23 protein-coding genes are annotated in these 24,316 nt (G+C 63.6%); 5 read left to right on the forward strand and 18 right to left on the reverse strand.

The features are described 5' to 3' along the window. Nucleotides 1–10: 10 nt before the first annotated feature. The 16 genes from O7A05_RS24975 to O7A05_RS25050 all read right to left on the reverse strand — a co-directional run bounded on the left by O7A05_RS24975 (nucleotide 11) and on the right by O7A05_RS25050 (nucleotide 17,652). Nucleotides 11–1,720: an APC family permease gene (locus O7A05_RS24975; RefSeq protein WP_337095588.1), complete on the reverse strand. Its 1,710-nt coding sequence runs from the start codon at nucleotides 1,718–1,720 to the stop codon at nucleotides 11–13. A gap of 303 nt (nucleotides 1,721–2,023) precedes the next feature. Beyond that, entirely contained in the window at nucleotides 2,024–4,393 is a 2,370-nt protein-coding gene (locus O7A05_RS24980) for a DUF1989 domain-containing protein (protein ID WP_337095589.1), read from the reverse strand. 259 nt (nucleotides 4,394–4,652) lie between these two features. Further along, nucleotides 4,653–5,279, reverse strand: coding sequence for a sarcosine oxidase subunit gamma (locus O7A05_RS24985; protein ID WP_337095590.1), 627 nt, complete (start codon nucleotides 5,277–5,279; stop codon nucleotides 4,653–4,655). Further along, nucleotides 5,272–8,253, reverse strand: coding sequence for a sarcosine oxidase subunit alpha (locus tag O7A05_RS24990; protein ID WP_337095591.1), 2,982 nt, complete (start codon nucleotides 8,251–8,253; stop codon nucleotides 5,272–5,274). Before O7A05_RS24990 ends, O7A05_RS24985 begins: the two co-directional genes overlap by 8 nt. Next, the gene (locus tag O7A05_RS24995; protein WP_337095592.1) at nucleotides 8,253–8,528 is read right to left on the reverse strand and encodes a sarcosine oxidase subunit delta; all 276 of its coding nucleotides are present in this window, start codon (nucleotides 8,526–8,528) and stop codon (nucleotides 8,253–8,255) included. The genes O7A05_RS24990 and O7A05_RS24995 overlap by 1 nt, the downstream gene beginning before the upstream one ends. A 67-nt stretch (nucleotides 8,529–8,595) precedes the next feature. Beyond that, the gene (locus tag O7A05_RS25000) at nucleotides 8,596–9,849 is read right to left on the reverse strand and encodes a sarcosine oxidase subunit beta family protein (protein ID WP_337095593.1); all 1,254 of its coding nucleotides are present in this window, start codon (nucleotides 9,847–9,849) and stop codon (nucleotides 8,596–8,598) included. 35 nt (nucleotides 9,850–9,884) lie between these two features. Further along, entirely contained in the window at nucleotides 9,885–11,192 is a 1,308-nt protein-coding gene (gene glnT / locus O7A05_RS25005) for a type III glutamate--ammonia ligase (protein ID WP_337095594.1), read from the reverse strand. 36 nt (nucleotides 11,193–11,228) lie between these two features. Continuing rightward, entirely contained in the window at nucleotides 11,229–12,557 is a 1,329-nt protein-coding gene (locus tag O7A05_RS25010) for an FMN-binding glutamate synthase family protein (RefSeq protein ID WP_140844228.1), read from the reverse strand. Nucleotides 12,558–12,563: 6 nt separating this feature from the next. Then, entirely contained in the window at nucleotides 12,564–13,295 is a 732-nt protein-coding gene (locus O7A05_RS25015; RefSeq protein ID WP_337095595.1) for a GXGXG domain-containing protein, read from the reverse strand. 4 nt (nucleotides 13,296–13,299) lie between these two features. Next, nucleotides 13,300–14,196 carry a class II glutamine amidotransferase gene (locus O7A05_RS25020; RefSeq protein WP_337095596.1) on the reverse strand — a complete coding sequence of 299 codons (897 nt, stop codon included), beginning with the start codon at nucleotides 14,194–14,196 and terminating at the stop codon, nucleotides 13,300–13,302. Between the two features lie 86 nt (nucleotides 14,197–14,282). Beyond that, complete coding sequence (locus tag O7A05_RS25025) at nucleotides 14,283–14,612, reverse strand: hypothetical protein (protein WP_337095597.1); 330 nt, start codon at nucleotides 14,610–14,612, stop codon at nucleotides 14,283–14,285. Further along, entirely contained in the window at nucleotides 14,609–15,298 is a 690-nt protein-coding gene (locus tag O7A05_RS25030; protein WP_337095598.1) for a hypothetical protein, read from the reverse strand. The genes O7A05_RS25025 and O7A05_RS25030 overlap by 4 nt, the downstream gene beginning before the upstream one ends. A gap of 46 nt (nucleotides 15,299–15,344) precedes the next feature. Then, nucleotides 15,345–16,751, reverse strand: a complete 1,407-nt coding sequence (locus tag O7A05_RS25035) for an APC family permease (protein ID WP_337095599.1) — start codon at nucleotides 16,749–16,751, stop codon at nucleotides 15,345–15,347. A 12-nt stretch (nucleotides 16,752–16,763) separates the two neighbouring features. Then, on the reverse strand, nucleotides 16,764–16,925 hold the full coding sequence (locus O7A05_RS25040; RefSeq protein ID WP_095768770.1) for a hypothetical protein: 162 nt from the start codon (nucleotides 16,923–16,925) through the stop codon (nucleotides 16,764–16,766). 50 nt (nucleotides 16,926–16,975) lie between these two features. After that, nucleotides 16,976–17,353, reverse strand: a complete 378-nt coding sequence (locus tag O7A05_RS25045) for a hypothetical protein (RefSeq protein ID WP_337095600.1) — start codon at nucleotides 17,351–17,353, stop codon at nucleotides 16,976–16,978. An 11-nt stretch (nucleotides 17,354–17,364) separates the two neighbouring features. Beyond that, nucleotides 17,365–17,652, reverse strand: coding sequence for a hypothetical protein (locus tag O7A05_RS25050; RefSeq protein ID WP_337095601.1), 288 nt, complete (start codon nucleotides 17,650–17,652; stop codon nucleotides 17,365–17,367). Between the two features lie 284 nt (nucleotides 17,653–17,936). Here O7A05_RS25050 and O7A05_RS25055 point away from each other — a divergent pair, with 284 nt between their 5' ends. The 4 genes from O7A05_RS25055 (at nucleotide 17,937) to O7A05_RS25070 (ending at nucleotide 21,780) form a co-directional block, all read left to right on the forward strand. Next, a complete protein-coding gene (locus O7A05_RS25055; protein ID WP_337095602.1) occupies nucleotides 17,937–19,070 on the forward strand; it encodes an aminomethyltransferase family protein in 1,134 nt (377 codons plus the stop codon). Between the two features lie 101 nt (nucleotides 19,071–19,171). Further along, nucleotides 19,172–19,768 (forward strand): dimethylamine monooxygenase subunit DmmA family protein, encoded by a 597-nt coding sequence (locus O7A05_RS25060; RefSeq protein WP_337095603.1) that lies wholly within the window; start codon nucleotides 19,172–19,174, stop codon nucleotides 19,766–19,768. After that, the gene (locus tag O7A05_RS25065) at nucleotides 19,765–20,730 is read left to right on the forward strand and encodes a PDR/VanB family oxidoreductase (protein WP_337095604.1); all 966 of its coding nucleotides are present in this window, start codon (nucleotides 19,765–19,767) and stop codon (nucleotides 20,728–20,730) included. The genes O7A05_RS25060 and O7A05_RS25065 overlap by 4 nt, the downstream gene beginning before the upstream one ends. A gap of 9 nt (nucleotides 20,731–20,739) precedes the next feature. Then, the gene (locus tag O7A05_RS25070; RefSeq protein WP_337095605.1) at nucleotides 20,740–21,780 is read left to right on the forward strand and encodes a heme-dependent oxidative N-demethylase family protein; all 1,041 of its coding nucleotides are present in this window, start codon (nucleotides 20,740–20,742) and stop codon (nucleotides 21,778–21,780) included. Nucleotides 21,781–21,924: 144 nt separating this feature from the next. Here O7A05_RS25070 and O7A05_RS25075 read toward each other — a convergent pair whose 3' ends face one another. Together O7A05_RS25075 and O7A05_RS25080 are read right to left on the reverse strand one after the other, a co-directional pair. Next, complete coding sequence (locus O7A05_RS25075; RefSeq protein ID WP_337095606.1) at nucleotides 21,925–22,647, reverse strand: helix-turn-helix domain-containing protein; 723 nt, start codon at nucleotides 22,645–22,647, stop codon at nucleotides 21,925–21,927. Between the two features lie 27 nt (nucleotides 22,648–22,674). Beyond that, entirely contained in the window at nucleotides 22,675–22,908 is a 234-nt protein-coding gene (locus O7A05_RS25080) for a hypothetical protein (RefSeq protein WP_337095607.1), read from the reverse strand. Here O7A05_RS25080 and O7A05_RS25085 point away from each other — a divergent pair. Beyond that, nucleotides 22,908–24,266, forward strand: coding sequence for an NAD(P)/FAD-dependent oxidoreductase (locus O7A05_RS25085; RefSeq protein WP_337095608.1), 1,359 nt, complete (start codon nucleotides 22,908–22,910; stop codon nucleotides 24,264–24,266). The two genes, O7A05_RS25080 and O7A05_RS25085, sit on opposite strands and share 1 nt — an antisense overlap. The last annotated feature ends 50 nt before the right edge of the window (nucleotides 24,267–24,316 follow it).

Raw genomic sequence — 24,316 nt, forward strand, 5'->3', positions numbered from 1 at the left:
GGTTGCCGTGTCAGATGACGAACACCCAGTTGGCGATCAGCATCACCGCCACGCCGGCGATCAGCGTCAGATAAGGCAGCATGCCCGCCTTCTTGACCGAGAGGTCGGCCCCCGCCATGCCGAGGTCGGCCAGCATGTGTTCGGGGAACTTACCTTTGTCCTGAATGTAGTGGCGGAAGCAGAACACCGGGATGATCAAGGCAGCGGTGATCAGGCCGGCCCACAGCGCCAACGGGTTCCACACCTTGGCGCCGGCGCCCATGAAGATCGCGTTGACATAGGCGAAGATCGCGCCGATGCCGAGCAGCCAGGTCGGCGCCTTCCAGGGACGATTGATGTGGCCGTTGTCGATGCGATGGATCCAGCCGGCATTGAGATTGAGGAAGTTGAAGATGATGTAACCGCAGTTCGACACGGCGAGGATGAAGAAGAAGCTCGTCGCGTCTGCAGAGGCGATCGCCAGCACGATCAGGTTGAAGCAGAGGTCGGTCCACATGGCCCGCGTCGGCGCGCCATGCTCGTTTACGTGGCTGAGATAGCGCGGCAGCCAGCCGTCGACCGAACCCTGATAGAGCGTGCGCGAGGAGCCGGCCATCGCCGTCATGATGCAGAGCACCAGCGCCAGGATCATCAGCATGACCAGCAGGCTGTGGATCAGCTTGCCGCCGCCGACCATGCCGGCCAGCGCGTCGGCAACGCCCGAGCCGTCGACGATCGGCGTCGCCAGCATGCCGTTCAGGCCGAGCACGCCCTGGAAGGTGAAGGGCACCAGGATGAACAGGAGCATGCAGAGCAGGCCGGAGTAGAAGATCGCCTTGAAAGTATCGGTGCCGGGGTTCTTGAATTCCGACGTGTAGCAGACCGCGGTTTCGAAGCCGTAAGTCGACCATGCGGCGATGAACATGCCGCCAAGCGCCAGCGTCCAGCCGGCGATGTTCCAGGAGCCCGGATCAGGCGCATAGGCGGCTGCCAGCGGCACCAGCGGCAAGAAATTCGCCCAGTCGATCTGGCCGGTGAAGATCGGCACGATGCCGACGATCAGCATCGGGATGATGACGAGCAGGCCGATATATTTCTGCACGTTGGCGGTGCCGAGGATGCCACGATGCTGGATCGCGAAGATGATCAGCATCAGCACCGCGCCGATGAAGAAGGTGGCGTTAAGCGTGAACGAGACCGGGCCGAGCGTGTGGTCCCACAGCGTCCAGGTGCGGATCGCCGGTGTCGCCGCGGCAGTCACCGCGGTGATCGCATCGGCGGGCGCCGTCCCCGCATGCGCCGCTATGTAGGCCACGACTTCCGGCGAGGTCTCGCTGAACACCGGGATCGGCGCCAGTGCGTTGAGGATGTAGGCGGCGGCGATCGAGCAGCCGAGCGATAGCACCGGCGACCAGGCGAACCAGTTGCACCACACCGACAGCGGCGCGATGAATTTCGAATAGCGCAACCAGGCCGTGGCGCCGTAGATCGAAGCGCCGCCCGATTTGTTCGGGAACAGGCCAGCGATCTCGGCATAGGTGAAGGATTGCAGGAAGCCCATGATCATGGACACCGTCCAGATCAGGAAGGCGAGCTTCCCGGTCGTGCCGGCAATGCCGCCGATCGAGAACAGGACCAGCGCTGGGACGCCGCTTGCCACCCAGAAGGCGCCACGCCAGTCGATGTGCCTGAGCAGCTTGCTTTCTGCAGGCTGCTCGAGGGCCGTGCTTATCGTGCTCATATCTTGTGTCTTCCCCTTTTTCTGTTCCCCGCCGGCGACGCTTCGGCTCTGGCGAAGCTTGCTCCCCGGCAAATCATCGAGCGACTGTCGAGTTTCCACTCAGTCGTATTTTTTTCTTAACAGTGAAGATTGATCCGGCGCGCTTTCGCGTCAAGCGTTTTGTGAATGTCATGCACACCCCGCTTGCGAAACATGCTCTTCCCTTCTCCCCTTGTGGCCCGAAGGCGACGGATGAGGGATGTTACAGCGGAGTGAGACGTTGGCGTTCCCTGGAACAAGGGGAGAAGGCAGGGGTTGCCGCTATCAGGAACGTGGCTTGGTCTTCTGCGGATCGTAATGGGCGAAGGCCACGACACGCGCCGGTAGCCGCTTGGCGTGGCCATCGAGCTTGCCGATCTCTACCTCCGTGCCGATCTCGGCGTGAGTGACGTCGAGCCGTGCCAGCGCGATATTCTTGCCGAGCACCGGCGAACGCATGCCGGAGGTGACGACGCCGATCTGGGCGCGGCCGACATGGACGCAGTCGCCGTGGCCGACGGCGACATTGGCATCGATGTCGAGGCCGACGAGCTTGTGTTGCGGATGCTCCTTGCGCCGGATCAGCGCGTCGCGGCCGATGAAGTCGTCGGCCTTGGTCTTGAGCGGTACGGTGAAGCCAATGCCGGCCTCGAAAGGATCGGTCTGGTCGGAGAATTCGTAACCGGCGAAGATCAGTCCCGCCTCGATGCGCACCATATCGAGCGCCTGCAGGCCCATCGGCTTCAGCCCGTGCGGCTGGCCGGCCTCCCAGACGGCGTCGAACACTTTTTCAGCGTCGCGCGGATGGCACCAGATCTCGTAACCGAGCTCGCCGGTATAGCCGGTGCGCGAGACGACGACGGGCACGCCGTTGCCGCCGCCGATGCGGGCGACGGCGAAGCGGAACCATTCGAGCTCGCCGATCGAGGGCTGCACCGGCGAGGTCCAGACCACTTCCTTCAATATGTCGCGGCTCTTCGGCCCTTGCACCGCGATGTTGTGCATCTGGTCGGTGGAGGAGCGCACCAGCACATTGAGGCCCAGTTTTTTCGCGGTCTCGCGCAGCCATTCGCCGGAAAGATCGTCGCCGCCGACCCAGCGGAAATTATCCTTGCCGAGTCTGAGCAACGTGCCGTCGTCGATCATGCCACCATGCTCGTAGCACATCGCCGTATAGACGACCTGGCCGACGCCGAGCTTCTTGACGTCTCGGGTCAGTGTGTATTGCAGCAGCGCTTCGGCATCCGGCCCGGTGACCTCGAATTTGCGCAGCGGCGACAGGTCCATGATCACGGCGGCCTGCCGGCAGGCCCAGTATTCGGCGAGGGGGCCTTCCTTGGCGAAGGAATTGGCGAGCCAATAGCCGCGATATTCGACGAAGTCGCGCGTGTGCTTGGCAAAGCTCGAATGAAAGGCTGTCTCGCGGGTCATTTTCGGTTCCGAGTCGGGCTTCATGCGTCTGGCGATCGCTCGCGAGAATTTGCGCTGGCCGGAATAGGTCCGCACATGGATGTCGGTGAGATCCCAGCCATTGGCGGGCGTGGTGTCGTCCGGGCAGGCCGAGGACACACAGACGATATCGGTCAGGGCTCTCAAGAGCACATAGTCGCCGGGTCGCGACCACGGCTCGTCCGACACCATCACGCCGTGCGCGTCGATGGCCGTGTTGAAGAAGAAGTTGATCGCCATCCAGCCCGCGCGGGGATTTACCGCCTTGTCCGACAGCGCCTTGTTGAAATTCTCCGAGCAGTTGGTGTGTCCGGGATAGCCGATGTCGTCGTAATATTTGGCGGCGCAGGCAAGCGCGAAGGCGTCGTGCCGGCCACACGTGTCCTGCACCACCTCGACCAGCGGCTCCATGTCCTGGTCGTAATATTTCGAATGCAGGCCAGGCATCGGATAGGCCGAACCCATCAGCGTACGGGTCGTCGTCACGTCGAGCGGCAGGTCGCGGCCCTTGTCCAGCTTGCGCGCGGAAAAACACTGGAAGTCGGTGCATTGCCGGCCATCGACATCGATGATCTGCAGATAATCGCCGGCCTTGACGAAATAGGCCTCGGCGGTCGCCGACTTCACCCGAAGATCAAGCACCGGATCGGCAAGCGGATCGGGAAGCTGCGACCTCGTCTTCAGGCGGATCGTGGCGCGGCGCACCAGAACAGTCAGCGGCGTCGCGGTGTTGTGGCCGTCAACCAGCATCGGCCCGCCTGGCGCGGCGATCAGCAGCGCGCCGTCGCGCTGAATGGCAAAGCTCTGCTCGGTGCCGGCGGGCGTAGCGCCCCCGAACACGCGCACGGCCTTCGGCTGGTCGAGCTGCACATTGCGGCGCGCGAGGCTGAGACGCAGCGCCGCAAGGCTGTCGTCGCCTTCGGCGAGCAGCGTCCTGATGCCGGCGGCATTGCTGTTCGACCGTTCGCCGAAAATGCCGGGATCCGTCGCGCCTGATTTGTCCCAGGCCAGCAGCTCGCAAGGCTGGCCGCCCTCGACATTGGTGACGCTGACGCTGTCGCCCGCCTCGACATCGATCAGCACCGCGCCATTGCCCTGCACGGTGTAGCGTTCCACGCCCGGCGGCAGGCTGATCTGGCCCGGCCGCAGGATCAGGCTTGGACGCGGCGGTCCGGACAGCACGGCGGGGTAGGGCGACTGGCTCATCTCAAACCCTCCTCCGAGCGAGAAACAAGTTTGCCTGTGTGTAAAATTATTTTCGTCGAGAGAATAGCAGCGGGAATGCGTTTGGCAAGCACCAGCTCCCCCTTCTCCCCTTGCGGGAAAGGTTGTCGCTGAAGGCGACGGATGAGGGGTGCTCCAGGGAATGCCAACGTCTCACTCCGCTGGAACACCCCTCATCCATCTCGGCGCTGCGCACCGATCCACCTTCTTCCACAAGGGGAGAAGGGGAGCCTGCGCACCGCTACGCCAACTCCTCGGAATGGGTAATTGTCACGCCATACTCCGCGGCCGAGTCCAGAATCGTATGCCACAGGCTCTCGGCGAAAGTCGCGAACACCAGAAGATTGAACACCGCCTGCCCATCCGCCCAATCCTTGCCGCGCCAGAGTGTCACGCTGGTGTGATCCATCGACGTGGCCGCCGCGACACCCACAGCAAACACATCGGGATGCAGGTCGATCGACGACAGTTTGGCGAGCATCGTGCGCGCCTTCTCTCCGGATATGCTGATCAGCACCCGCGCATGCGACTGGTCGGACAGCGAAGCCGAACCGGCAAAGACAGAGCCAAGCGCCTCAATCGAATGCCTGCCGCCTTTGGACAGCACCAGGAATTGGTCCGGCCCCGACCAGATCAGCGCCGCGTCGGCCGCATCCACCGCCTTAGGCGTTTCCGGCACGGCGATGCCGAAGCGCGCCTGCGCGACCTTCACCATTTCGCCGGCCTTGCCACGCCGCGCCATCACCTGCACGAGATCGAAATCGCGGATCTCGGTCAGCGCCACGCCGGCGTCGCCCTGCGCGCCATAAGGGCCGGCGACCAGCGCACGGTCGAGCGGGCTGCGGATGTCCCAGGAAAAATCAGCCACGCTGGCGCCCTCCATCCGGATCGTAGAAGACGGAATTGCAAAGCTCGACATCGTAGTCCTCGCCGCGCAGCGGATCATGCGCGCGCACGATCTCGCCGATGCGCTCGCGGCCGCGCTCGACGAGGCCGAGCCCGATCCACTGGTCGAGCACCGGCGAGAAGCAGACCGAGGTGACATAGCCCTGGTCGTTGTCGGGACCGGGGGTCTCACCTTTCGGGATGATATGCGAGCCGGATCGCAGGCGGCGCGCCTTGTCGGTCGGCTTGATGCCGACGACCACCTGCCGGTTCGGCGCGACCAGCGCCTCGCGGCCGGCCATGACGCGGCCGATGAAATCCTTCTTGGTCGACATCATCTTGCCGAGGCCGAGATCGCCCGCGGTGGTGGTGCCATTGAGCTCCGGCCCGGCGACATGGCCTTTTTCGATGCGCATAACGCCGAGCGCCTCGGTGCCGTAAGGCGTTACGCCGAACGGCTTGCCGGCAATCATCAGATTGCGCACCAGCGCTTCGCCATAGCGCGCCGGCACCGAAATCTCGAACGCCATCTCGCCGGAGAAGGAGATGCGGAACAGCCTTGCCTTCAGGCCGCCGCGCAGCTTGACCTCGCGCGCGCCCATGAACGGAAAACCTTCGTTCGACAGGTCCTCGGCCGGATCCACGATCTCTTTCAAGAGATTGCGAGTCTTCGGTCCGGCGATCGAGAACTGCGCCCACTGGTCTGAGACCGAGGTCAGTTGCACGTCGAGTTCGGGGAACAGCACCTGCCGACAGAATTCCAGGTGCTGCATCACCAGTCCGGCCTTCGCCGTCGTGGTGGTGAGGAAGTAATGGTCCTCGGCGAGCCGCGAGGTCGTGCCGTCGTCATAGACGATGCCGTCCTCGCGCAGCATCAGCCCGTAGCGCGCCTTGCCGACGGCGAGGCTGGAGAAGGCATTGATGTAGACGTGGTCGAGGAAGGCGCCGGCATCGGGCCCGTGCACGTCGATCTTGCCCAGCGTCGAGACATCGCAGAAGCCGACGCCGCTGCGCACCGCCTTGACCTCGCGGGTCACAGATTCCAGCCAGTCCTTCTCGCCGGCGCGCGGATACCATTGCGCGCGCTTCCACAGGCCGGTGTCGACGAAGATGGCGCCCTGTTCGGCCGCCCAGTGATGCGATGGCGTCAGCCGCGTCGCATGGAAATTCTCGTCGCGGTGATGGCCGGCGAAGGCGCCGATGGCGACCGGCACGTAAGGCGGGCGGTAGATCGTCGTGCCCGTCTCCGGGATCGACTTGCCGCTGACCGCGGCCATGATGGCGAGCCCGGCGACATTCGAGGTCTTGCCCTGGTCGGTCGCCATGCCGAGCGTCGTGTAGCGCTTCAGATGCTCGACGGATTCAAACCCCTCGCGCTGCGCCAGCTCGACGTCGGAAGCTGTGACGTCGTGCTGCTGGTCGACAAAGGCCTTGCCCTTGCCGGCGACGTGCCAGAGGGGAGTGATCGAAAAGGCCTCGTCGTCGGCGACCGGCATCGATCCGATATTGCCGCTGCGGCCGGCGTCGCGTGCTGCGGCAGCACCTGCGTCAAACCCTTCGCGCAGGCAGGCGCCAAGTCCTAAGGCGCCGTTGGCTGCGCCCGCCGCCACCATCCCGGGCGGCTCGCCATCCGGCACGAAGGCGGCAATGTCGTCGCGCCATTTCGGCCGGCCACGATGGTAGGAGGTGAGGCCGACTGCCGGGTTCCAGCCGCCCGAGACGGCAAGCCCGTCGGCCTCGACCTCGGCGCGGGCGCCGCCGGTCAGCGAGACGGATATCTTGCGCACGCCGCCCTTGCCGCCGTCGACGCCGGCGACAGCGCCGTGCAGTACCGGAAAGCCGCCTTTGCTGGCCAACGAGCGATGGGTCGGCGAAATGTCCGGCCGCGCGTCGATCACGGCGGCCACTTGAAGACCCGACGCGATTGCCGTTTCCGCTGTGCGCCAGCCATCCTCATTGTTGGTGAACAGCGCGATGCGTCTCGCCGGCGTGGCTGCGTAGCGGTTGATGTAGCTGCGCATGGCCGACGCCATCATCACGCCCGGCCTGTCGTTGCCGGCAAAGACGATCGGACGTTCGATCGCGCCGGCGGCGACGACGCAGCGCTTGGCCACGATCCGCCACAGCCGCTGGCGCACCTGATGCTCCGGCGGCACCGGCAGATGGTCGTTGACGCGCTCGATCGCGCCATAGGTGCCGCCGTCATAGACACCGAACAGCGTCGTGCGCGTCATGATGCGCACATCGGGCATGGCCGCGAGCTCGGCGAGCGTGCGCGCGATCCATTCGGATGCCGGCAGATCGTCGATGGTGCCGCCATCGGCGAGCAGGCGGCCGCCGAGCACGAAATCCTCCTCGCATAGGATGACGCGCGCGCCGCTCCGGCCCGCGGCAAGGGCTGCCGCCAGGCCCGCCGGGCCGGAGCCAGCGATCACCACGTCGCAATGGGCCCAGGCCTTGTCATAGTGATCGGGGTCGGAAACGCCGGCAGCGCGCCCGAGACCTGCGGCGCGGCGGATCGCCGGCTCGTAGATCGCTTCCCAGAACTTCGCCGGCCACATGAAGGTTTTGTAGTAGAAGCCGGCGACGAAGATCGGCGCGAACAGCTGGTTGACCGACATGACGTCGAAATTGAGCGACGGCCAGCGGTTCTGGCTGGCGGCTTCGAGCCCTTCATAGAGCTCGACGGTCGTCGCCTTGGTGTTTGCCTCACGCCTTGCGCCGCTGCGCAGCTCGACCAGCGCGTTGGGTTCTTCCGAGCCCGCCGTCAGGATGCCGCGCGGACGATGGTATTTGAACGAGCGGCCGACGAGCTTGACGCCGTTGGCAACCAGCGCGGAAGCCAGCGTGTCACCCTTGAAGCCCGAGAACGTCTTGCCGTCGAAGCGGAAGTTGAGCGCGGCCGAGCGGTCGATGAGACCGCCATTGTTCAGCCGGTTTGCCTGATCGCCGCGCATCACGCACCAGCCTTGGCGGCGCCTGCGCCTGCCGCCGGCTCGACGGCCGAAATCTCATGCGTGAGCGTGTTGCGCGTCACCTTCAGCCACGCGCGGCAACCGCCGCCATGGTACCAGTGCTCACTCATCACGCCGGCGATATTGTCGCGCAGATAGACGTAGTCGTAGACCGCGTCTTCGCCGGCATCGGCCGCCGGGCGTTGCGGCTTGGCATCGCTGAGATAGGTGAACTCGCCGAGTTCGCGTTCGCCGCAGAAGGGACAGACTATGCGCATGGCTGGGTCTTCAGAGCATGATGCCAAAAAGTGTGAAGCGGTTTTTGGAGAACATCATGCGCTATCCCTAATGGAGGTTCGGTTGGGCGCCCTGGCCCTTCTCATCGATCATGGCGCCGCGCTGGAAGCGGTCGAGGCGGAAGAGCGCGGCTTCCTTGTGCGATTGATTGCCGGCGATGAGATGGGCGAAGACGAAGCCCGAGCCGGGCGTCGCCTTGAAGCCGCCATAGCACCAGCCGGCGTTGATATAGAGGCCGTCCACCGGGCTCTTGTCGATGATCGGCGAGCCGTCCATCGACATGTCCATGATGCCGCCCCACTGGCGCAGCAGCCGCACGCGGCCGATCATCGGGATCAGCGCCATGCCGCCTTCGCAGACATCCTCCACCACCGGCAGATTGCCGCGCTGGGCGTAGGAATTGTAGCCGTCGATGTCGCCGCCGAAGACCAGCCCGCCCTTGTCCGACTGGCTGACATAGAAGTGTCCGGCGCCGAAGGTCATGACCCCGGGGATCAGCGGCTTGATCGCTTCGGAGACGAAGGCCTGCAGCACATGGCTTTCGATAGGCAGCCGCAGCCCCGCCATGGCCGCCACGCGTGACGAAGAGCCCGCCACCGCCATGCCGACCTTGCCGGCGCCGATCTTGCCGCGCGACGTCTCGACGCCGGTCACCTTGCCGTTGGCGTCGCGCGTGAAGCCGGTGACCTCGCAATTCTGGATGATGTCGACGCCGAGCGCGCTCGCCGCATGCGCGTAGCCCCACACCACGGCGTCATGCCGCGCCGTGCCGCCGCGCCGCTGCAAGAGGCCGCCCTGCACGGGAAAGCGCGCATTGTCGAAATTCAGGAACGGCAGCATTTTCCTGAGCGCCGCCTGGTCGAGCAGCTCCGCATCGATGCCGTTGATGCGCATGGTGTTGCCGCGCCGGGCGAAAGCGTCGCGCTGCGCGTCGGAGTGATAGAGGTTGAGCACGCCGCGCTGGCTGACCATCGCGTTGTAGTTGAGGTCCTGCTCCATCCGCTCCCAGAGCTTCATCGATAATTCGTAGAAGCCGGTGTTGCCGGGCAGGCCGTAATTGGAGCGGATGATGGTGGTGTTGCGACCGGCATTGCCGGAGCCGATCCAGCCCTTTTCCAGCACCGCGACATTGCGGATGCCGAACTCGCTGGCCAGGAACCAGGCGGTGGCGAGGCCATGGCCGCCGCCGCCGATGATCACCACGTCATAGCGGTCCTTGGGCGCTGCGTCGCGCCATGTCGGCTGCCAATTCTTGTGGCCGGAGAGAGCGGCGCGGGCGAGCGAGAAGATCGAATATTTCATCAGTTCATTCCGAGGTCGCTCGCACCGCCGAGATATCAGATATCCAGCGTGTGGTCGCGCTCCCACTGCGTGAAGTGCGAAGCATAGGAATTCCATTCCTGCTGCTTCAGCTTTAGATATGCCGACGAGAATTCCTCACCCAGCGCCGCCTTCAGCGATTTGTCCTTGTCGAACTCGCGCAGCGCATCGAGCAGGTTGAGCGGCAGTTTCGGCGCGTCCGTAACGGTATGGCCGAGCTGATACATGTCGATGTCGTAGCGCTTGCCGGGGTCGGCCTTCGAGCGGATACCGTCGAGGCCGGCGGCGATGATGACGGCCTGCAGCAAATACGGGTTGGCGGCACCGTCCGGCAGGCGCAATTCGAAACGGCCGGGCCCGGGCACGCGCACCATGTGGGTGCGGTTGTTGCCGGTCCAGGTCACGGTGTTCGGCGCCCAGGTCGCGCCCGAAATGGTGCGCGGCGCGTTGATGCGCTTGTAGGAATTCACCGTCGGGTTGGTGATCGCGGCAAGCGCGGAGGCATGCTTCATGATGCCGCCGAGGAAGTTCCTGCCCTTGGCGGACAGGCCGAGCTCTTGCGAATTGTCGGCAAAGACATTGGTCTTGCCGGTCTCGTCCCACACCGAGATGTGCGCATGGCAGCCATTGCCGGTCAGGCCCTGGAAGGGCTTGGGCATGAATGTAGCGCGCAGGCCATGCTTTTCGGCGATCGACTTGACCATGAACTTGAAGAAGGAGTGCTTGTCGGCGGTCGCCAGCGCGTGATCGAAGGTCCAGTTCATCTCGAACTGACCGTTGGCGTCCTCATGGTCGTTCTGGTACGGGCCCCAGCCCAACGCCAGCATATGGTCGCAGATCTCGGCGATGACGTCGTAGCGCCGCATCACCGCCTGCTGGTCGTAGCAGGGTTTCGAGGCTGTATCGTATTCGTCGGAGATCGCCTTGCCATCGGGCGAGATCAGGAAGAACTCGGCCTCGACGCCAGTCTTGACATGCATGCCGTCGCGGGCGGCTTCGTCGATCAGCCGCTTCAGCGTGTTGCGCGGCGCCTGGTTCACCTCCTTGTCGTCCATGATGCAGTTGGCGGCTACCCAGGCGACGTCCTTCTTCCACGGCAATTGGATGACCGAATCGGGGTCCGGCACGGCCAGCATGTCGGGATGCGCCGGCGTCAGGTCGAGCCATGTGGCGAAGCCGGCAAATCCTGCACCGTCCTTCTGCATGTCGGCGATCGCCTGCGCCGGCACCAGCTTGGCGCGCTGCCCGCTGAACAGGTCGGTGTAGGAGATCATGAAATATTTGACGCCGTTCTCCTTGGCGAATGCGGCGAGATCGTTCCCCATTATGTAGTTCCTCGCTTATGTTCTTGGAAGTTTGTCCTAGAAGCCGTTCTTGCCGGGTATCCAGTTGGTGCCGGCCAAAGGCACGCCGGCCATGGCGGCGGCTTCGATCGAGAGCGCGACGAGATCCTCGGGCTCGAGATTGTGCAGACTGTTCTTGCCGCAGGCGCGGGCAATTGTTTGCGCTTCGAGCGTCATCACCTTGAGGTAGTTCGCCAGGCGCCGTCCGGCCGCGATCGGGTCGACCCGCTTCATCAATTCGGGGTCCTGAGTGGTGATACCGGCCGGGTCGCGGCCTTCGTGCCAGTCGTCATAGGCGCCGGCCGTGGTGCCGAGCGCGTTGTAGTCCGCCTCCCAGCGTGGATCGTTGTCGCCGAGCGCGACAAGTGCTGCCGTGCCGATCGACACCGCGTCGACGCCGAGCGCCAGCGCCTTGGCGACATCGGCGCCGTTGCGGATGCCGCCGGAAACGATGAGCTGCACCTTGCGGTGCATGCCGAGGTCCTGCAGCGCCTGCACGGCCGGCCTGATGCAGGCAAGCGTCGGCTGGCCGACATTCTCGATGAACACTTCCTGGGTGGCAGCAGTGCCGCCCTGCATGCCATCGACCACGACGACATCGGCGCCGGCCTTCACCGCGAGCGCGGTGTCATAGTAGGGACGGGCGCCGCCGACCTTGACGTAGATCGGCTTTTCCCAGTCGGTGATCTCGCGCAGCTCGAGGATCTTGATCTCGAGATCGTCCGGCCCCGTCCAGTCGGGATGGCGCGAAGCCGAGCGCTGGTCGATGCCCTTGGGCAGCGTGCGCATCTCGGCGACGCGGTCGGAGATCTTCTGTCCGAGCAGCATGCCGCCGCCGCCGGGCTTGGCGCCCTGGCCGACGACCACTTCGATGGCGTCGGCGCGGCGCAGGTCGCGCGGGTTCATGCCGTAGCGCGAGGGCAGGTACTGATAGACCAGCGTCTTGGAATGCCCGCGTTCTTCCTCGGTCATGCCGCCGTCGCCGGTCGTGGTCGAGGTGCCGGAAAGCGTGGCGCCGCGCCCCAACGCTTCCTTGGCGGGACCGGACAGCGATCCAAAACTCATGCCGGCGATGGTGATCGGGATTTTCAGCTCGATCGGCTTCCTGGCGTGGCGGGAGCCGAGCACCACCGAGGTGTCGCAGCGCTCGCGATAGCCTTCGAGCGGATAGCGCGAGATCGAAGCGCCGAGGAACAGCAGGTCGTCGAAATGCGGCAGCTTGCGCTTGGCGCCGGCGCCGCGGATGTCATAGATGCCGGTCGCGGCCGCGCGGCGGATTTCGGAAAGCGTGTAGTCGTCGAAGGTCGCGGATTTGCGCGGCGTCGTCGGCGGGTTGCGGTAGGTCATCTTGCCTCAATACGCGTCGGCGTTATCGATGTTGAAATTGTAGAGTTTGCGGGCCGAGCCGTAACGCTTGAACTCCGAGGCCTTGACGTCGGTCACGCCGGCCTTGTCGAGCAGGGCCTGCAGCAATGCGATATGCTCGGGCCGCATCTCCTTGGCGATGCAGTCGGCGCCGAGGCTCTCCACCTTGCCGCGCACAAAGAGCCGCGCCTCGTAGATGGAATCGCCCAGCGCGTCGCCGGCATCGCCCAGCACCACGAGGTTGCCGGACTGCGCCATGAAGGCTGACATATGGCCGATATTGCCATGCACGACGATATCGATACCTTTCATCGAAATGCCGCAGCGCGACGAGGCGTTGCCCTCGATGACCAGCAAGCCGCCGCGGCCGGTGGCGCCGGCATACTGGCTGGCGTCGCCCTTGATGACGATCGAGCCCGACATCATGTTCTCGCCGACGCCGGGGCCTGCCGAGCCATGCACGGTGATCGCCGCGCCGTCATTCATGCCGGCGCAGTAATAGCCGACGCTGCCGCGCACATCGATGGTGATCGGCTGATCGACGCCGACGGCCACGGAATGGCTACCCTTTGGATGGAGCACTTCCCAGGCGGTCTCGTTCGAGCCGGGCGTGAGCTTGTGCAGCGCCTGGTTCAACTCGCGCAGCGAATGCTGCGAGAGGTCGAAGACCCTCGCATGGCTCTGATCGCGCTCGGCCTTCGACATTGTGGTTGCCGGCATGGGCTCAATGCTCCCAGAAATAAACGGTTGCGGGCTCGGGCTCCCAGACCCGCGCATTGTCGATGCCGGGAAGCTTGGTCAGCGCGCGATATTCGGAGCCGAAGGCGACATACTGGTTGGTCTCGGCCATCACGGCGGGCTTGCAGGCGATCGGATCGCGCACCACGCCGAAGCCGTTCTTGGTGCCGACGACGAAGGTGAAGAAGCCGTCGAGGTCGGAAAGCGTGCCTTCCAGCGCCTCACCGAGATTCTTGCCATGCGCCATCCGGTTGGAGAGATAGGCAGCGGCTACCTCGGTGTCGTTCTCGGTTTCGAAGGTCATGCCGTCGCGGATCAGCTCGCGGCGCACATTGTTGTGGTTGGAGAGCGAGCCATTATGCACCAGGCACTGGTCCGCGCCGGTCGAGAAAGGATGCGCGCCCATCGTCGTCACCGCCGATTCGGTCGCCATGCGCGTGTGGCCGATGCCATGCGTGCCGGTCATCGCGCGTACGTCGAAGCGATCGACGACGGCTTCGGGCAGGCCGACTTCCTTGTAGATCTCCACCGCCTCGCCGGCGCCCATGATGCGGATGTCGGGCCGGAGCGTCTGCAGCGCCTCGCGGGCGGCGTCGACCTTGTCCGGCGTGGTCCTGATCACCGCATGCGTGGACTTGACCGCGACGCTCACCGGCGCGCTGATCGCCTTGGCGAGATCGGCGTCGAGGCCGCGGAAATCGCGATCGGGCTTCGGCGACTGCACGGTGATCTTGGCTTCATTGCCGGTGGCCGCGCCATAGATGGCGATGCCGGCGCTGTCCGGTCCGCGGTCGCTGAGCGACACCAGCATCTCCGACAGCATGGCGCCGAGCTTCGGCTCCAGCGCCTTGTCCTTCAAGAAAAGTCCGACGATTCCGCACATCCCAGCCTCCGACAATTTTTGGCTCTCAGATGATGTACCCAATGCGTGAGCCGAATTCAATTGGTATGAAATAAATTTTCCTGTGGTTACATATTGGACGGCGCATTGCCCTTGGCACTATCGCCGTCCGGGCGCGCCTTGTGAACCCAGATCGCATGGCGGATACGCGCAATCCGGTAGGCGTCGAGGATAGAGAAGGCATAGATCAGGAAGCCGCCGGCATGGCGGCCGATGAAGCTGGCGTCGGCCGGCGCCAGCTTGGCCGTTATCCAGCCAAGAATCACCATGAAGAACAGGAACTGCAGGCCGCGCGCCGGCACGCCGAGCATGACATGGCCGCTTGCCGGCAAGACGATCGCGGCGCCGAGCACGAGATAGGGATTCGCGGGAGCAGGGGTGGCGGTTTCGTCGCTCATGCGGCCCGCCTTTCGCGCCGGTTGATGGCTTGGCGAAGCGTCCAGGCTGCCTCGAGCAGCCGTTCGATCAAGGCCGGATCGATCCCGGCATCGCCGAAGGCGGCCTGTCGGAACACGCCATAGCGCGCGCGCTCGGCCTCGGCCAGCAGCCACACGATGCGCACGCCCTTCGGCGAGATCAGCAATTCCTTGGCGCGCCCTTCCGCAAAGATGTCTGTATGCGCGGCGATCAGATCCTGCGGGAAGGCGACGCCTCTGCGGTCCGTCCTGAGCACCGCGTCGGCGGGAAAGCCGAGCACCTTCGGCAGCGTGTGCGGCAGACGGTCGAAATTGGAGAATGTCGTCGCCGAATTCGGCCGCATCATCATGTCGAAGACACCCGGCACCGCGACCGGCTCGGTGATCGAAATCATGAGCCAGCGCGTCGGCAGCTTTCGTGTCGCCAGCGTGTCGACGATGGTGCGCAGCTGAACGCGCTGGCCGTTCCAGGAACCGGCCCAGGTGACGACGCCGGCCGTGCGGTCGGAAATGTCGGCGGCATCCGCAACGACGCTGCGGATGCTCGCCATATCTGCGGCCAAAGCCGCCTTCGCCCTGTTGCGGCCGGCACGCGCCAGCCAGGCAATGTGAGCGGCGACGGCCAATGCGATCGCCCCGGCAAGGAGTACTGACGTCAGCTCCGACATTTCGATACGCCACCGCCCGCCGTGAACAGGCGGGCCTTTACTCCGCTCAATAACCCTGCGGCTTCGGCCACGGCATGGAGAACTGGTCGCCGCGCCGCACGAACTTGTAGCGGTAGAAGTGGAACCACAGCGAAATCAGGAAATAGAAAACCGTCATCGCGATCAGCTGCGAGCCGAAGCCGAGGAAGATGGCGAAGAAGGTCACCATGCACAGGCAGAACAGAACGATCGCCGGCAGCGGATGGAAGGGGTGCGTGTAGCCGCGGCGGATCGTGCCCAATGGCCACTTCTTGCGGAACATCATGATGTTGATGCTCATGAAGGTGTATTGCAGCACGCCCGACAGGATCGAGAAGGTGATTGCCTGGTTGAGGTCGGCGATGAAGGCGAAGGCCAGCGCGATCGGCAGCAGGAACAAGATCGAGCGATAAGGCGTGCGGTATTTCGGATGCACCGCCGAAAACCAGCTTGGCAGGTAGCGGTCGCGGCCGAGCGAGAACCAGGCGCGCGCCGCATCGTTGATGCAGCCATTGGCCGAGGCAAGCGCTGCCAGCAGCGTCGCGATGAAGAGCAGGTTCTCGAGCAGCGGGCTGCCGGTCAGCTTGCCGGCGTCCCACAGCGGATAATAGGTGATGCCCAGATATTCCCAGGGCATCAGTGAGGCGCAGACATACCAGGTCATAGCGGCGGCGATCAAAAGCGTGATCATGCCGGCCATGGTGCCGTAGGGCAGGGAGCGCGCCGGCGAGCGCACTTCCTCGGCTGCCTGGGTGGTGCCCTCGATGCCGAGATAATACCAGATGCCGAACTGGAACGCTGCGATGACGCCGATCCAGCCATAGGGCAGCGCGTTGCCGGGCGTGACCAGCTCGTTGAGCTTCAGCACCGCGCCTTGAGTCCACGGGCTGACGGAGAAGAACAGGATGACGATCGAGACATAGGCGATCGCGGTGATGACGAAATTGACGTTGAGCGTCATCAGCACGCCGCGATAATTGAGCCAGGCGAGCACGACGATGGTGGCGGCGATAAAGGAGTTGTGCGTCAGCCCCTCGACGCCGGCCTTGGCGACGATCGTGTCGCCGAGCAGGATCGCGTCCGACACTTCGAGCATAGTGTAGGCGAACACCAGGAACAGCGCGACGTTGAAGGCCATCAGCGGCCCGACGATATGCTTGGCCTGCGCGTATTGGCCGCCGGCGGCGGCGACCGTCGACGTCACCTCCGAGTCGATCATGGCGACCGAGGTGTAGAGCAGTCCGACGACCCAGCAGACGATCAGCGCTGCCAGCGCGCCCCCCTTGTCGGCGGAGAAATTCCAGCCGGTGAACTCGCCGACCAGCACGATGCCGACGCCCAGCGCCCACACATGTGCCGGGCCGAGCACCCGAAGCAGCGAGACCCTGTCGCCGTGGATTGTCGTCGTTTGTCCCGTTTCAACCGCAGCCGTCATATCAGTCCCCACTCAGATCCGGTGTTTTTCGGAAACGGCTTCAAGCTCACCTTCACGGGAAGACGTCAAAGTCTCCTCGGAATAGGTCGTATCGACCTTGAACCAGTCGTAGAGCATCCACGCCGCAAGCACGACCGAGATGCCCCAGCAAACGTAAGACAATCCCATCCACATGATGTTTTCCCCGGACTTTTTGTCGTCAAAAGTCTCTTTGTCGCCGAAGCCTATTTGTCTTCGAACTTCTCGTTGATGACCTCGCGATATTCCTTATCGGAGGCGCGGAACAGGAAGACGAAATAGGCGATCAGCACGATCGCCATAATGATCAGCGTCGGCCAATCGATGATGTAGTGGAAGCGGTTCTGGATGATGTCGTGCGCCGTCTCCGGCGTGTAGCCGAGCTTCTCCCAGATCGAGGCCATGGTGGCGTTCTGGCCGAGCGCGTCCCAGGTCTTGGCGTCGAGCGGATCGATCGACTTCGCCGCACCGGCGAGGCCGAGCTTGAGCGGCAGCCAGAGCGCCACGAAGATAGCGACCACCACGACTGCGATGTCGAGGATCTGTCCGGCCTTGTTCTGCTCCGGCGGGATATAGCGGGCCATGGTTTCTCCCTTCAGGATTGACGGTTGCGGGCCGCGTCGGCGTTCTTTATGTCGAGTCCGTAGATGAAGTCCTTGTCTTCCTTGTAGTGGTTGAGCATGGCGAGGATTGCGGCGGTGTTGAAGATCAGCACCGCTGCGGCCGCGATCGCCACCACGACCTTGATCCCGCTGTCGGGGATGTAGGCCCAGGTCATCAGGAGGACGAAGAGGATCGTCGCCCACAGGCACACGATCAGGAGCACGGATCCGCGCACGTCGGAACGGTACAGCGCTTCGATGCGCTGCTGCAGGTCGGACATCGTTTTTTCCCCTTCTGGCGACGTCCGGCCCTGAAAGACTGGGCGTCCACTCTTTCAACGGAGTGAAATTTTTTTCATAAATTCCGCCCGATTCCCGAAATTGTCAAGCCGGATTTACGCATCGTAAACCGTTTGTTCCAAGGCAAGAAATTTGCCTGACAATGAAATTATTTGCTTCAAGGGGATTGCAGGGCTTCGCCGTTTGCGGTCAATATTCGACCAAGCTCCGCCACCAAGCAGGAGCAGGGAACAGCAACGGCTTAAATCGCACGGAGGACGATCGGATGACAGCATCCTGGAGATTCTCGACCCTGGCGGATCGCCATCGCGCGCTCGGCTCGAAACTCGAGGACTGGAGCGGCATGGGCACCGCCTGGACCTACGACAAGAATGCCGACGAGGAATATATCGCCATCCGCACCAAGGCCGGGCTGATGGACGTCTCCGGCCTGAAGAAGGTCCACATCACCGGGCCGCATGCCTCGCATCTGATCGACCTCGCCACGACGCGCGACGTGGAAAAGATCTATCCAGGCAAGTCGGCCTATGCCTGCATGCTGAATGAGGCCGGCAAATTCACCGACGACTGCATCCTCTACCGCATCAGCCCGAACTCGTGGATGGTCGTGCACGGCTCCGGCACCGGCCATGAGGAGCTGCAGCGGGCGGCCATGGGCCGCGATGTCTCGCTGCGCTTCGATGACAATCTGCACGACCTTTCGCTGCAAGGCCCGACCGCCGTTGACTACCTGGCCAAGCATGTGCCGGGCATCCGCGACCTCAACTATTTCCATCACATGCAGACGCAGCTCTTCGGCTTTCCGGTGATGATCTCGCGCACCGGCTACACCGGCGAGCGCGGGTACGAGATCTTCTGCCGCGGCCAGGACGCCGGCACGATCTGGGACAGGATCCTCGAGGAGGGCAAAAGCGCCGGCATCATCCCGTGCCGCTTCACCACGCTCGACATGCTGCGCGTCGAGAGCTACCTGCTCTTCTACCCCTACGACAATTCGCAGAAATATCCATTCGAGAACGAAGGTCCCGGCGACACGCTGTGGGAGCTTGGCCTCGATTTCACTGTCAGTCCCGGCAAGACCGGCTTCCGCGGCGCCGAGGAGCATTATCGGCTGAAGGGCAAGGAACGCTTCAAGATCTATGGCGTGCTGCTCGACGGCAAGGAGCCGGCGGACGAGGGCGCGCCCGTCCACCGCGACGGCAAAAAGGTCGGCGTGGTGACCTGCGCCATGTATTCGCCGCTGGTCGAGAAATCGATGGGCATCGCCCGTCTCGACGTCGACTGCGCGGTCAAGGACACCAAGCTCGAGATTCGCAACCGGAGCGGCTCCATCAAAGCGACGGCGCAGCCCTTGCCGTTTGACGATCCGAAGAAGACCAAGCGCACCGCCGAGGGTTGAGGCATCATCAGCGGGGAGGGGTTTTAAGGCACTAGAGCATGATCCCGAAAAGTGGGAACCGGTTTTCGGAAAAGATCATCCTCCAACTGATCTAAGGAAGAATGGCAGCCAAGACGATCATCAGCCGGCCCGTTTACGGAACGCTCTCTCCGCAGCCCGGCAAGCATCATCTCTTCATCGCCGACGCCGAAGGCGCGCTCGCGATAACCAACATGGCCGGCAAGGCGCCGTCCGGCTTTTTCGACGGCGCGGAAATCGTCTTTATTCCGGGGCCTGAGGGCAAGCACGTGGCAGCTCTCGAAGCACTGAAGCCCGCGCAACTCCATATTGCGCCTTCCTTCGCCAGCCTCCTGCCGCGGCTCAAGCAGACCCTGACCAACGCCCATATGGGGCTGCGCCTTTATCTTGCCGGCACCGAAGGCCTGATCGGCCAGGCCATGCAGGTGGCGCTCGAAGCCGGCATCGACCACACCTCCATTGAGACCGAGCATCGCGGCTCGCTGGCGCGCCGCGTGCAATGCGTGCACTGCAAGGGCATCACCGAGAATGTGACGACGCAGCCGGCGCTCTGCTCGCATTGCGGCCTGCTGCTTCTGGTGCGCGATCACTATTCGCGGCGTCTCGCCGCGTTCCAGGGCGTGTGCATCAACGCCGAGGATCGCTCAGAGAGTCCTCCGATCGAGGAGGTCTTCCGATGAGCACCGGCACCACCAAGCTCGACGTCGTCGTCAGCGACGTCGTCCCGGTCAACGAGCTGGTCACCCGCTTTCACTTCCGCCGCCGCGACGGCGAGCTGCTGCCGACTTTTTCCGGCGGCGCCCATGTCGTGGTCGAGATGCGTGACGGCGACCGCACCAGGCTCAACCCCTATTCGCTGATGGGCTCGCCGCTCGACACACGCGAATACACGATCTCGGTGCGCCGAGACGATGCCGGCCGCGGCGGCTCGCTGTTCATGCACCGGCAGGTCAAGCCCGGCCAGGAGATGGTGATCAGCTATCCGGTCAATCTGTTCTCGCTGGATCTCCGGGCGAAGAAGCACCTGATGCTGGCCGGCGGCATCGGCATCACGCCTTTCATGGCGCAGACGTCGCAGCTGGCAGGCGCCAGCGGCAATTTCGAATTGCACTACACCTGCCGCACGGCTTCGCTGGGCACCTATGCCGATGTCTTGCAGCAGCGCTATGGCAACCGGGTCAGGCTCTACCACGACGACCGCGAGGAGCGCATCGACCTCGACCGGCTCTTGTCCTCGCAGCCGCTCGGCACGCATCTCTATGTCTGCGGCCCGGCCGGCATGATCAACTGGGTGCGTGACCGCGCGGCTAGCCTCGGATGGCCGCCGGAGACCGTGCATTTCGAGCATTTCGCGGCACCCCAGCCCGGCGCGCCGTTCGACGTGACCTTGGCCGTCAGCGGCAAGACGATCCGCGTCGGCGAGCAGCAGAGCCTGCTCGAGGCGATCGAAGCCGCCGGCGTCGACCCGCCTTATCTCTGCCGCGGCGGCGTTTGCGGCCAGTGCGAGACCAATGTGATCTCCTCCGACGGCAAGTTCATCCACAACGATCACTGGCTGAGTGAGGAAGACCACCGTTCCGGCTGCAAGATCATGCCTTGCGTCTCGCGCTTCGAGGGCAAGTCGCTGGTCCTGGAAAGATAGGAGGCGTCAATGGGCATCACCTTTCGCAAGGAAACGTTTCGCGACGACTACACCTTCAGGAATAGCCCGGAGCACATCCGGCGCTTTCCCTTCCCGTTCAACGAAGACTCCTACATGTACGCGGTCAACATCGAGCCGCATGTGGTCGGGCCGAAAGGCAGCGTGCTCGAGAACCTGATCGACGTCGACGAGCACTATGTCGCCGAGATGCAGGACCGCGCGCTGGTGCTGGCCGAGGATCCGCTGCGCTGCCAGTCGCTGCCGCATATGACGCTTGCCGGCTGGGACCTGCTCGAGCTTCTGATGGAGCAGCAGGCGCTCGGCTATCCCGAGCACTTCACACTGGAGCGAAACGGCGATCGCTGGCGCTGGATCAACCGGCCGCTTGGCATCGACGACACCTTCACCTTCGGCGACACCTCGACGCTGCCCTATGGCCCGATGGAATACATCACCCGCCAGAGCCAGGGCGATTTCTGCATCCTCGACCAGCGCGACGGCAATCTGTGGATGGATGCCGGCATGGTCACCACCCAGGCCGACTGGTCGCTCGACTTCGACATCGGCATGAACTTCTTCGAATGGCACGCGCCGGTGCCGCTGGCGCATGAGAAGGGCATTTTCACCCGCGCGCTGAAATTCCTCACCAACATCCAGCAGGGCAAGCCGGCCAGGCGCCTCAACTGGACGATGACCATCAATCCGCGCCTCGACACCAGCCCCGAAAACTATCACAAATGGGGCCCGGACCGCGCCACGGTCACGCCCGAAAACGTCGGCCAGAAGGTGCATCTGCGCGTCGAGCTGCAAAGCTTCTGGCGGCTGCCGCGTTCCAACGCCATCGTCTTCCCGATCCGTTGCTATCTGATCAAAATGGACGAGCTGGTCACGCAGCCGAAATGGGCGCGCCGCCTGCACCGCGTCATCCGCGACCTGCCGGAAGAGCTCGCCACCTATAAGGGCTTGACGCGATATAGGCCGACGCTGGTGGAATGGCTGTCGAAGCTCGACGACGGCAGGCCGACCAGCCCGGGATTTGGGCCGGATTGAAGACTTGGGTTCCTCGCCTCCGCAAAGCGGGGGAGAGGTGTCCGCGAAGCGGACGGAGAGGAGGCTTCGTAGGGCGCTCCCCTTTCCGTCTCGGCTTCGCCGAGCCACCTCTCCCCACTTTCGTGGAGCGAGGAACCAAGCGACTCACCCGGCGCTGTTTTGCGGATAGCAGATAATCGACAGATACCGCATCGGAAGCCGCGTCAGCTCTTCCGGGCCGTGCGGCGCATCGGCGTCGAAGAACAGGCTGTCGCCCGGCTTCATGGGATAGAGATTGTTGCCGTGCCGGTAAACGACCTCGCCCTCGAGCATGTAGAGGAACTCCATGCCCGCATGCTGGAAGGTCGGGAACACGTCCGAATTCTCGGTCAGCGTGATGAGATAGGGCTCGACGACGACGCCGCTGGTGTTGGCGCCGATATGGCCGAGCAGGTTGTATTGATGGCCGGCGCGGGTGCCGCGCCGCTCGACATCGACGCCTTCGCCGGCCTTGACGAAAACGGCGCTGTGCTCTTCCTCGAAGCGCCGGAAGAAGGCGGTCACCGGAACGCCCAGCGCTCGCGACAGCGCCTGCAATGTGGTCAGCGACGGCGAGGTGATGCCGTTTTCGATCTTCGACAGCATGCCGAGCGAAATGTCGGTGGCGGTGGCGAGATCGGCGACGGTGATGCCGAGCTTCTTGCGGAACGCCCGCACCTCATGGCCGATCGCCACTTCCAGCACCTTCTCGCGCGTGTCGCGGATGGCGTGCGGGTCCTGCGTCAGCGGCGTGCGGATCGTGCGGCCGTCGGCCGAAACGCGCTTCGGCGGCGCCTTGCCCTTCGCTGCCGCATCGGTGGACTTGGTGCCGGACTTCTTGTTCGCCATGTCGCCCCCGACTCTCGCGGATTTATTTCACTCAAGGTGAACATATTCGGTGGCGATACAAGAGCGCAACCGCGACAGCAAGCCGCTGGATGTTGCAGGGCGCGCCTGCTTCAACGTGACGCCGCCGCCTTCGCCCAGAAAAACCGTTCCGCGCAAACGCCGTCGCCGCAGATGTTTGTTGACAGCACCAAAGACCCAATTACTGTCACTGTCAGTGAAATTTGTTTCGCTGGGGAAATCAAAAAAGGAGGACGCCCGCAATGAAATCTCGTGTCGCCGTCATCGGAGCCGGACCGTCGGGCCTGGCCCAGTTGAGGGCCTTCAAGTCGGCCGCCGACAAGGGCGCCGAGATCCCGGAAATCGTCTGCTTCGAGAAGCAGAGCGACTGGGGCGGCTTGTGGAACTACACCTGGCGCACCGGCCTCGACGAGCATGGCGACCCGGTGCACGGCTCTATGTATCGCTATCTCTGGTCGAACGGCCCGAAGGAATGCCTCGAATTCGCCGACTACACCTTCGAGGAGCATTTCGGCCGGCCGATCGCTTCTTATCCGCCGCGGGCCGTGCTGTGGGATTATATCAAGGGCCGCGTCGAGAAATCCGGGCTGCGCGGATGGGTGCGCTTCAACAGCCCGGTGCGCATGGTGACCTATTCCGACGAGACCAAGAAGTTCACCGTCACCGCGCATGATCGCACCAACGACGTGACCTATTCGGAGGAATTCGACAATGTCGTGGTCGCTTCAGGCCATTTCTCGGTGCCCAACGTACCCTTCTTCGAAGGTTTCCCCACCTTCAACGGCCGCATCCTGCACAGCCATGATTTCCGCGACGCGATGGAGTTCAAGGGCAAGGACATCTTGATCATCGGCCGCTCCTATTCGGCCGAGGACATCGGTTCGCAATGCTACAAATACGGCGCCAAATCCATCACCTCCAGCTACCGCTCCAAGCCGATGGGCTTCAAATGGCCGGAGAACTGGAAGGAAGTGCCGCTGCTGCAGAAGGTCGTCGGCAAGACGGCGCATTTCAAGGACGGCACCACCAAGGATGTCGACGCCATCATCCTGTGCACCGGCTACCTGCATTCCTTCCCCTTCCTCACCGACGACCTCAAGCTCAAGACCGCCAACCGCATGTGGCCGCTCGATCTCTATGAAGGCGTGGTCTGGGAGAAGAACCCGAAGCTTTTTTACATCGGCATGCAGGACCAGTTCTACACCTTCAACATGTTCGACGCGCAGGCTTGGTACGCGCGCGACGTGATGCTTGGCCGCATCAAGCTGCCCTCCGCCGAGGCGATGGCCGAGCACAGCGCCAAGTGGCGTGCCCGGGAAGAGACCCTCGAAGACGCCGAGCAGATGATCTGGTTCCAGGGCGACTACACCAAGGAGCTGATGGACCAGACCGACTATCCGGGTTTTGATGTCGAGGCGGTCAACCGCACCTTCATGGAGTGGGAGCACCACAAGATGGAAAACATCATGACCTTCCGCGACAACGCCTATCGCTCGCTGATGACCGGCACCATGGCGCCGTTGCACCACACGCCGTGGCTGCAGGCGTTGGACGATTCGATGGAGAGCTATCTCGAGGTGAAAGGCGTGGCGGCGGAGTAATGCGGCATGCTCTTGCCAACGTTCCAGTCGCGAAATCAACAATGATGGGG

Source organism: Mesorhizobium argentiipisi (SeqCode) (assembly GCF_037179585.1).
In the GTDB taxonomy this organism is placed as follows: domain Bacteria; phylum Pseudomonadota; class Alphaproteobacteria; order Rhizobiales; family Rhizobiaceae; genus Mesorhizobium; species Mesorhizobium argentiipisi.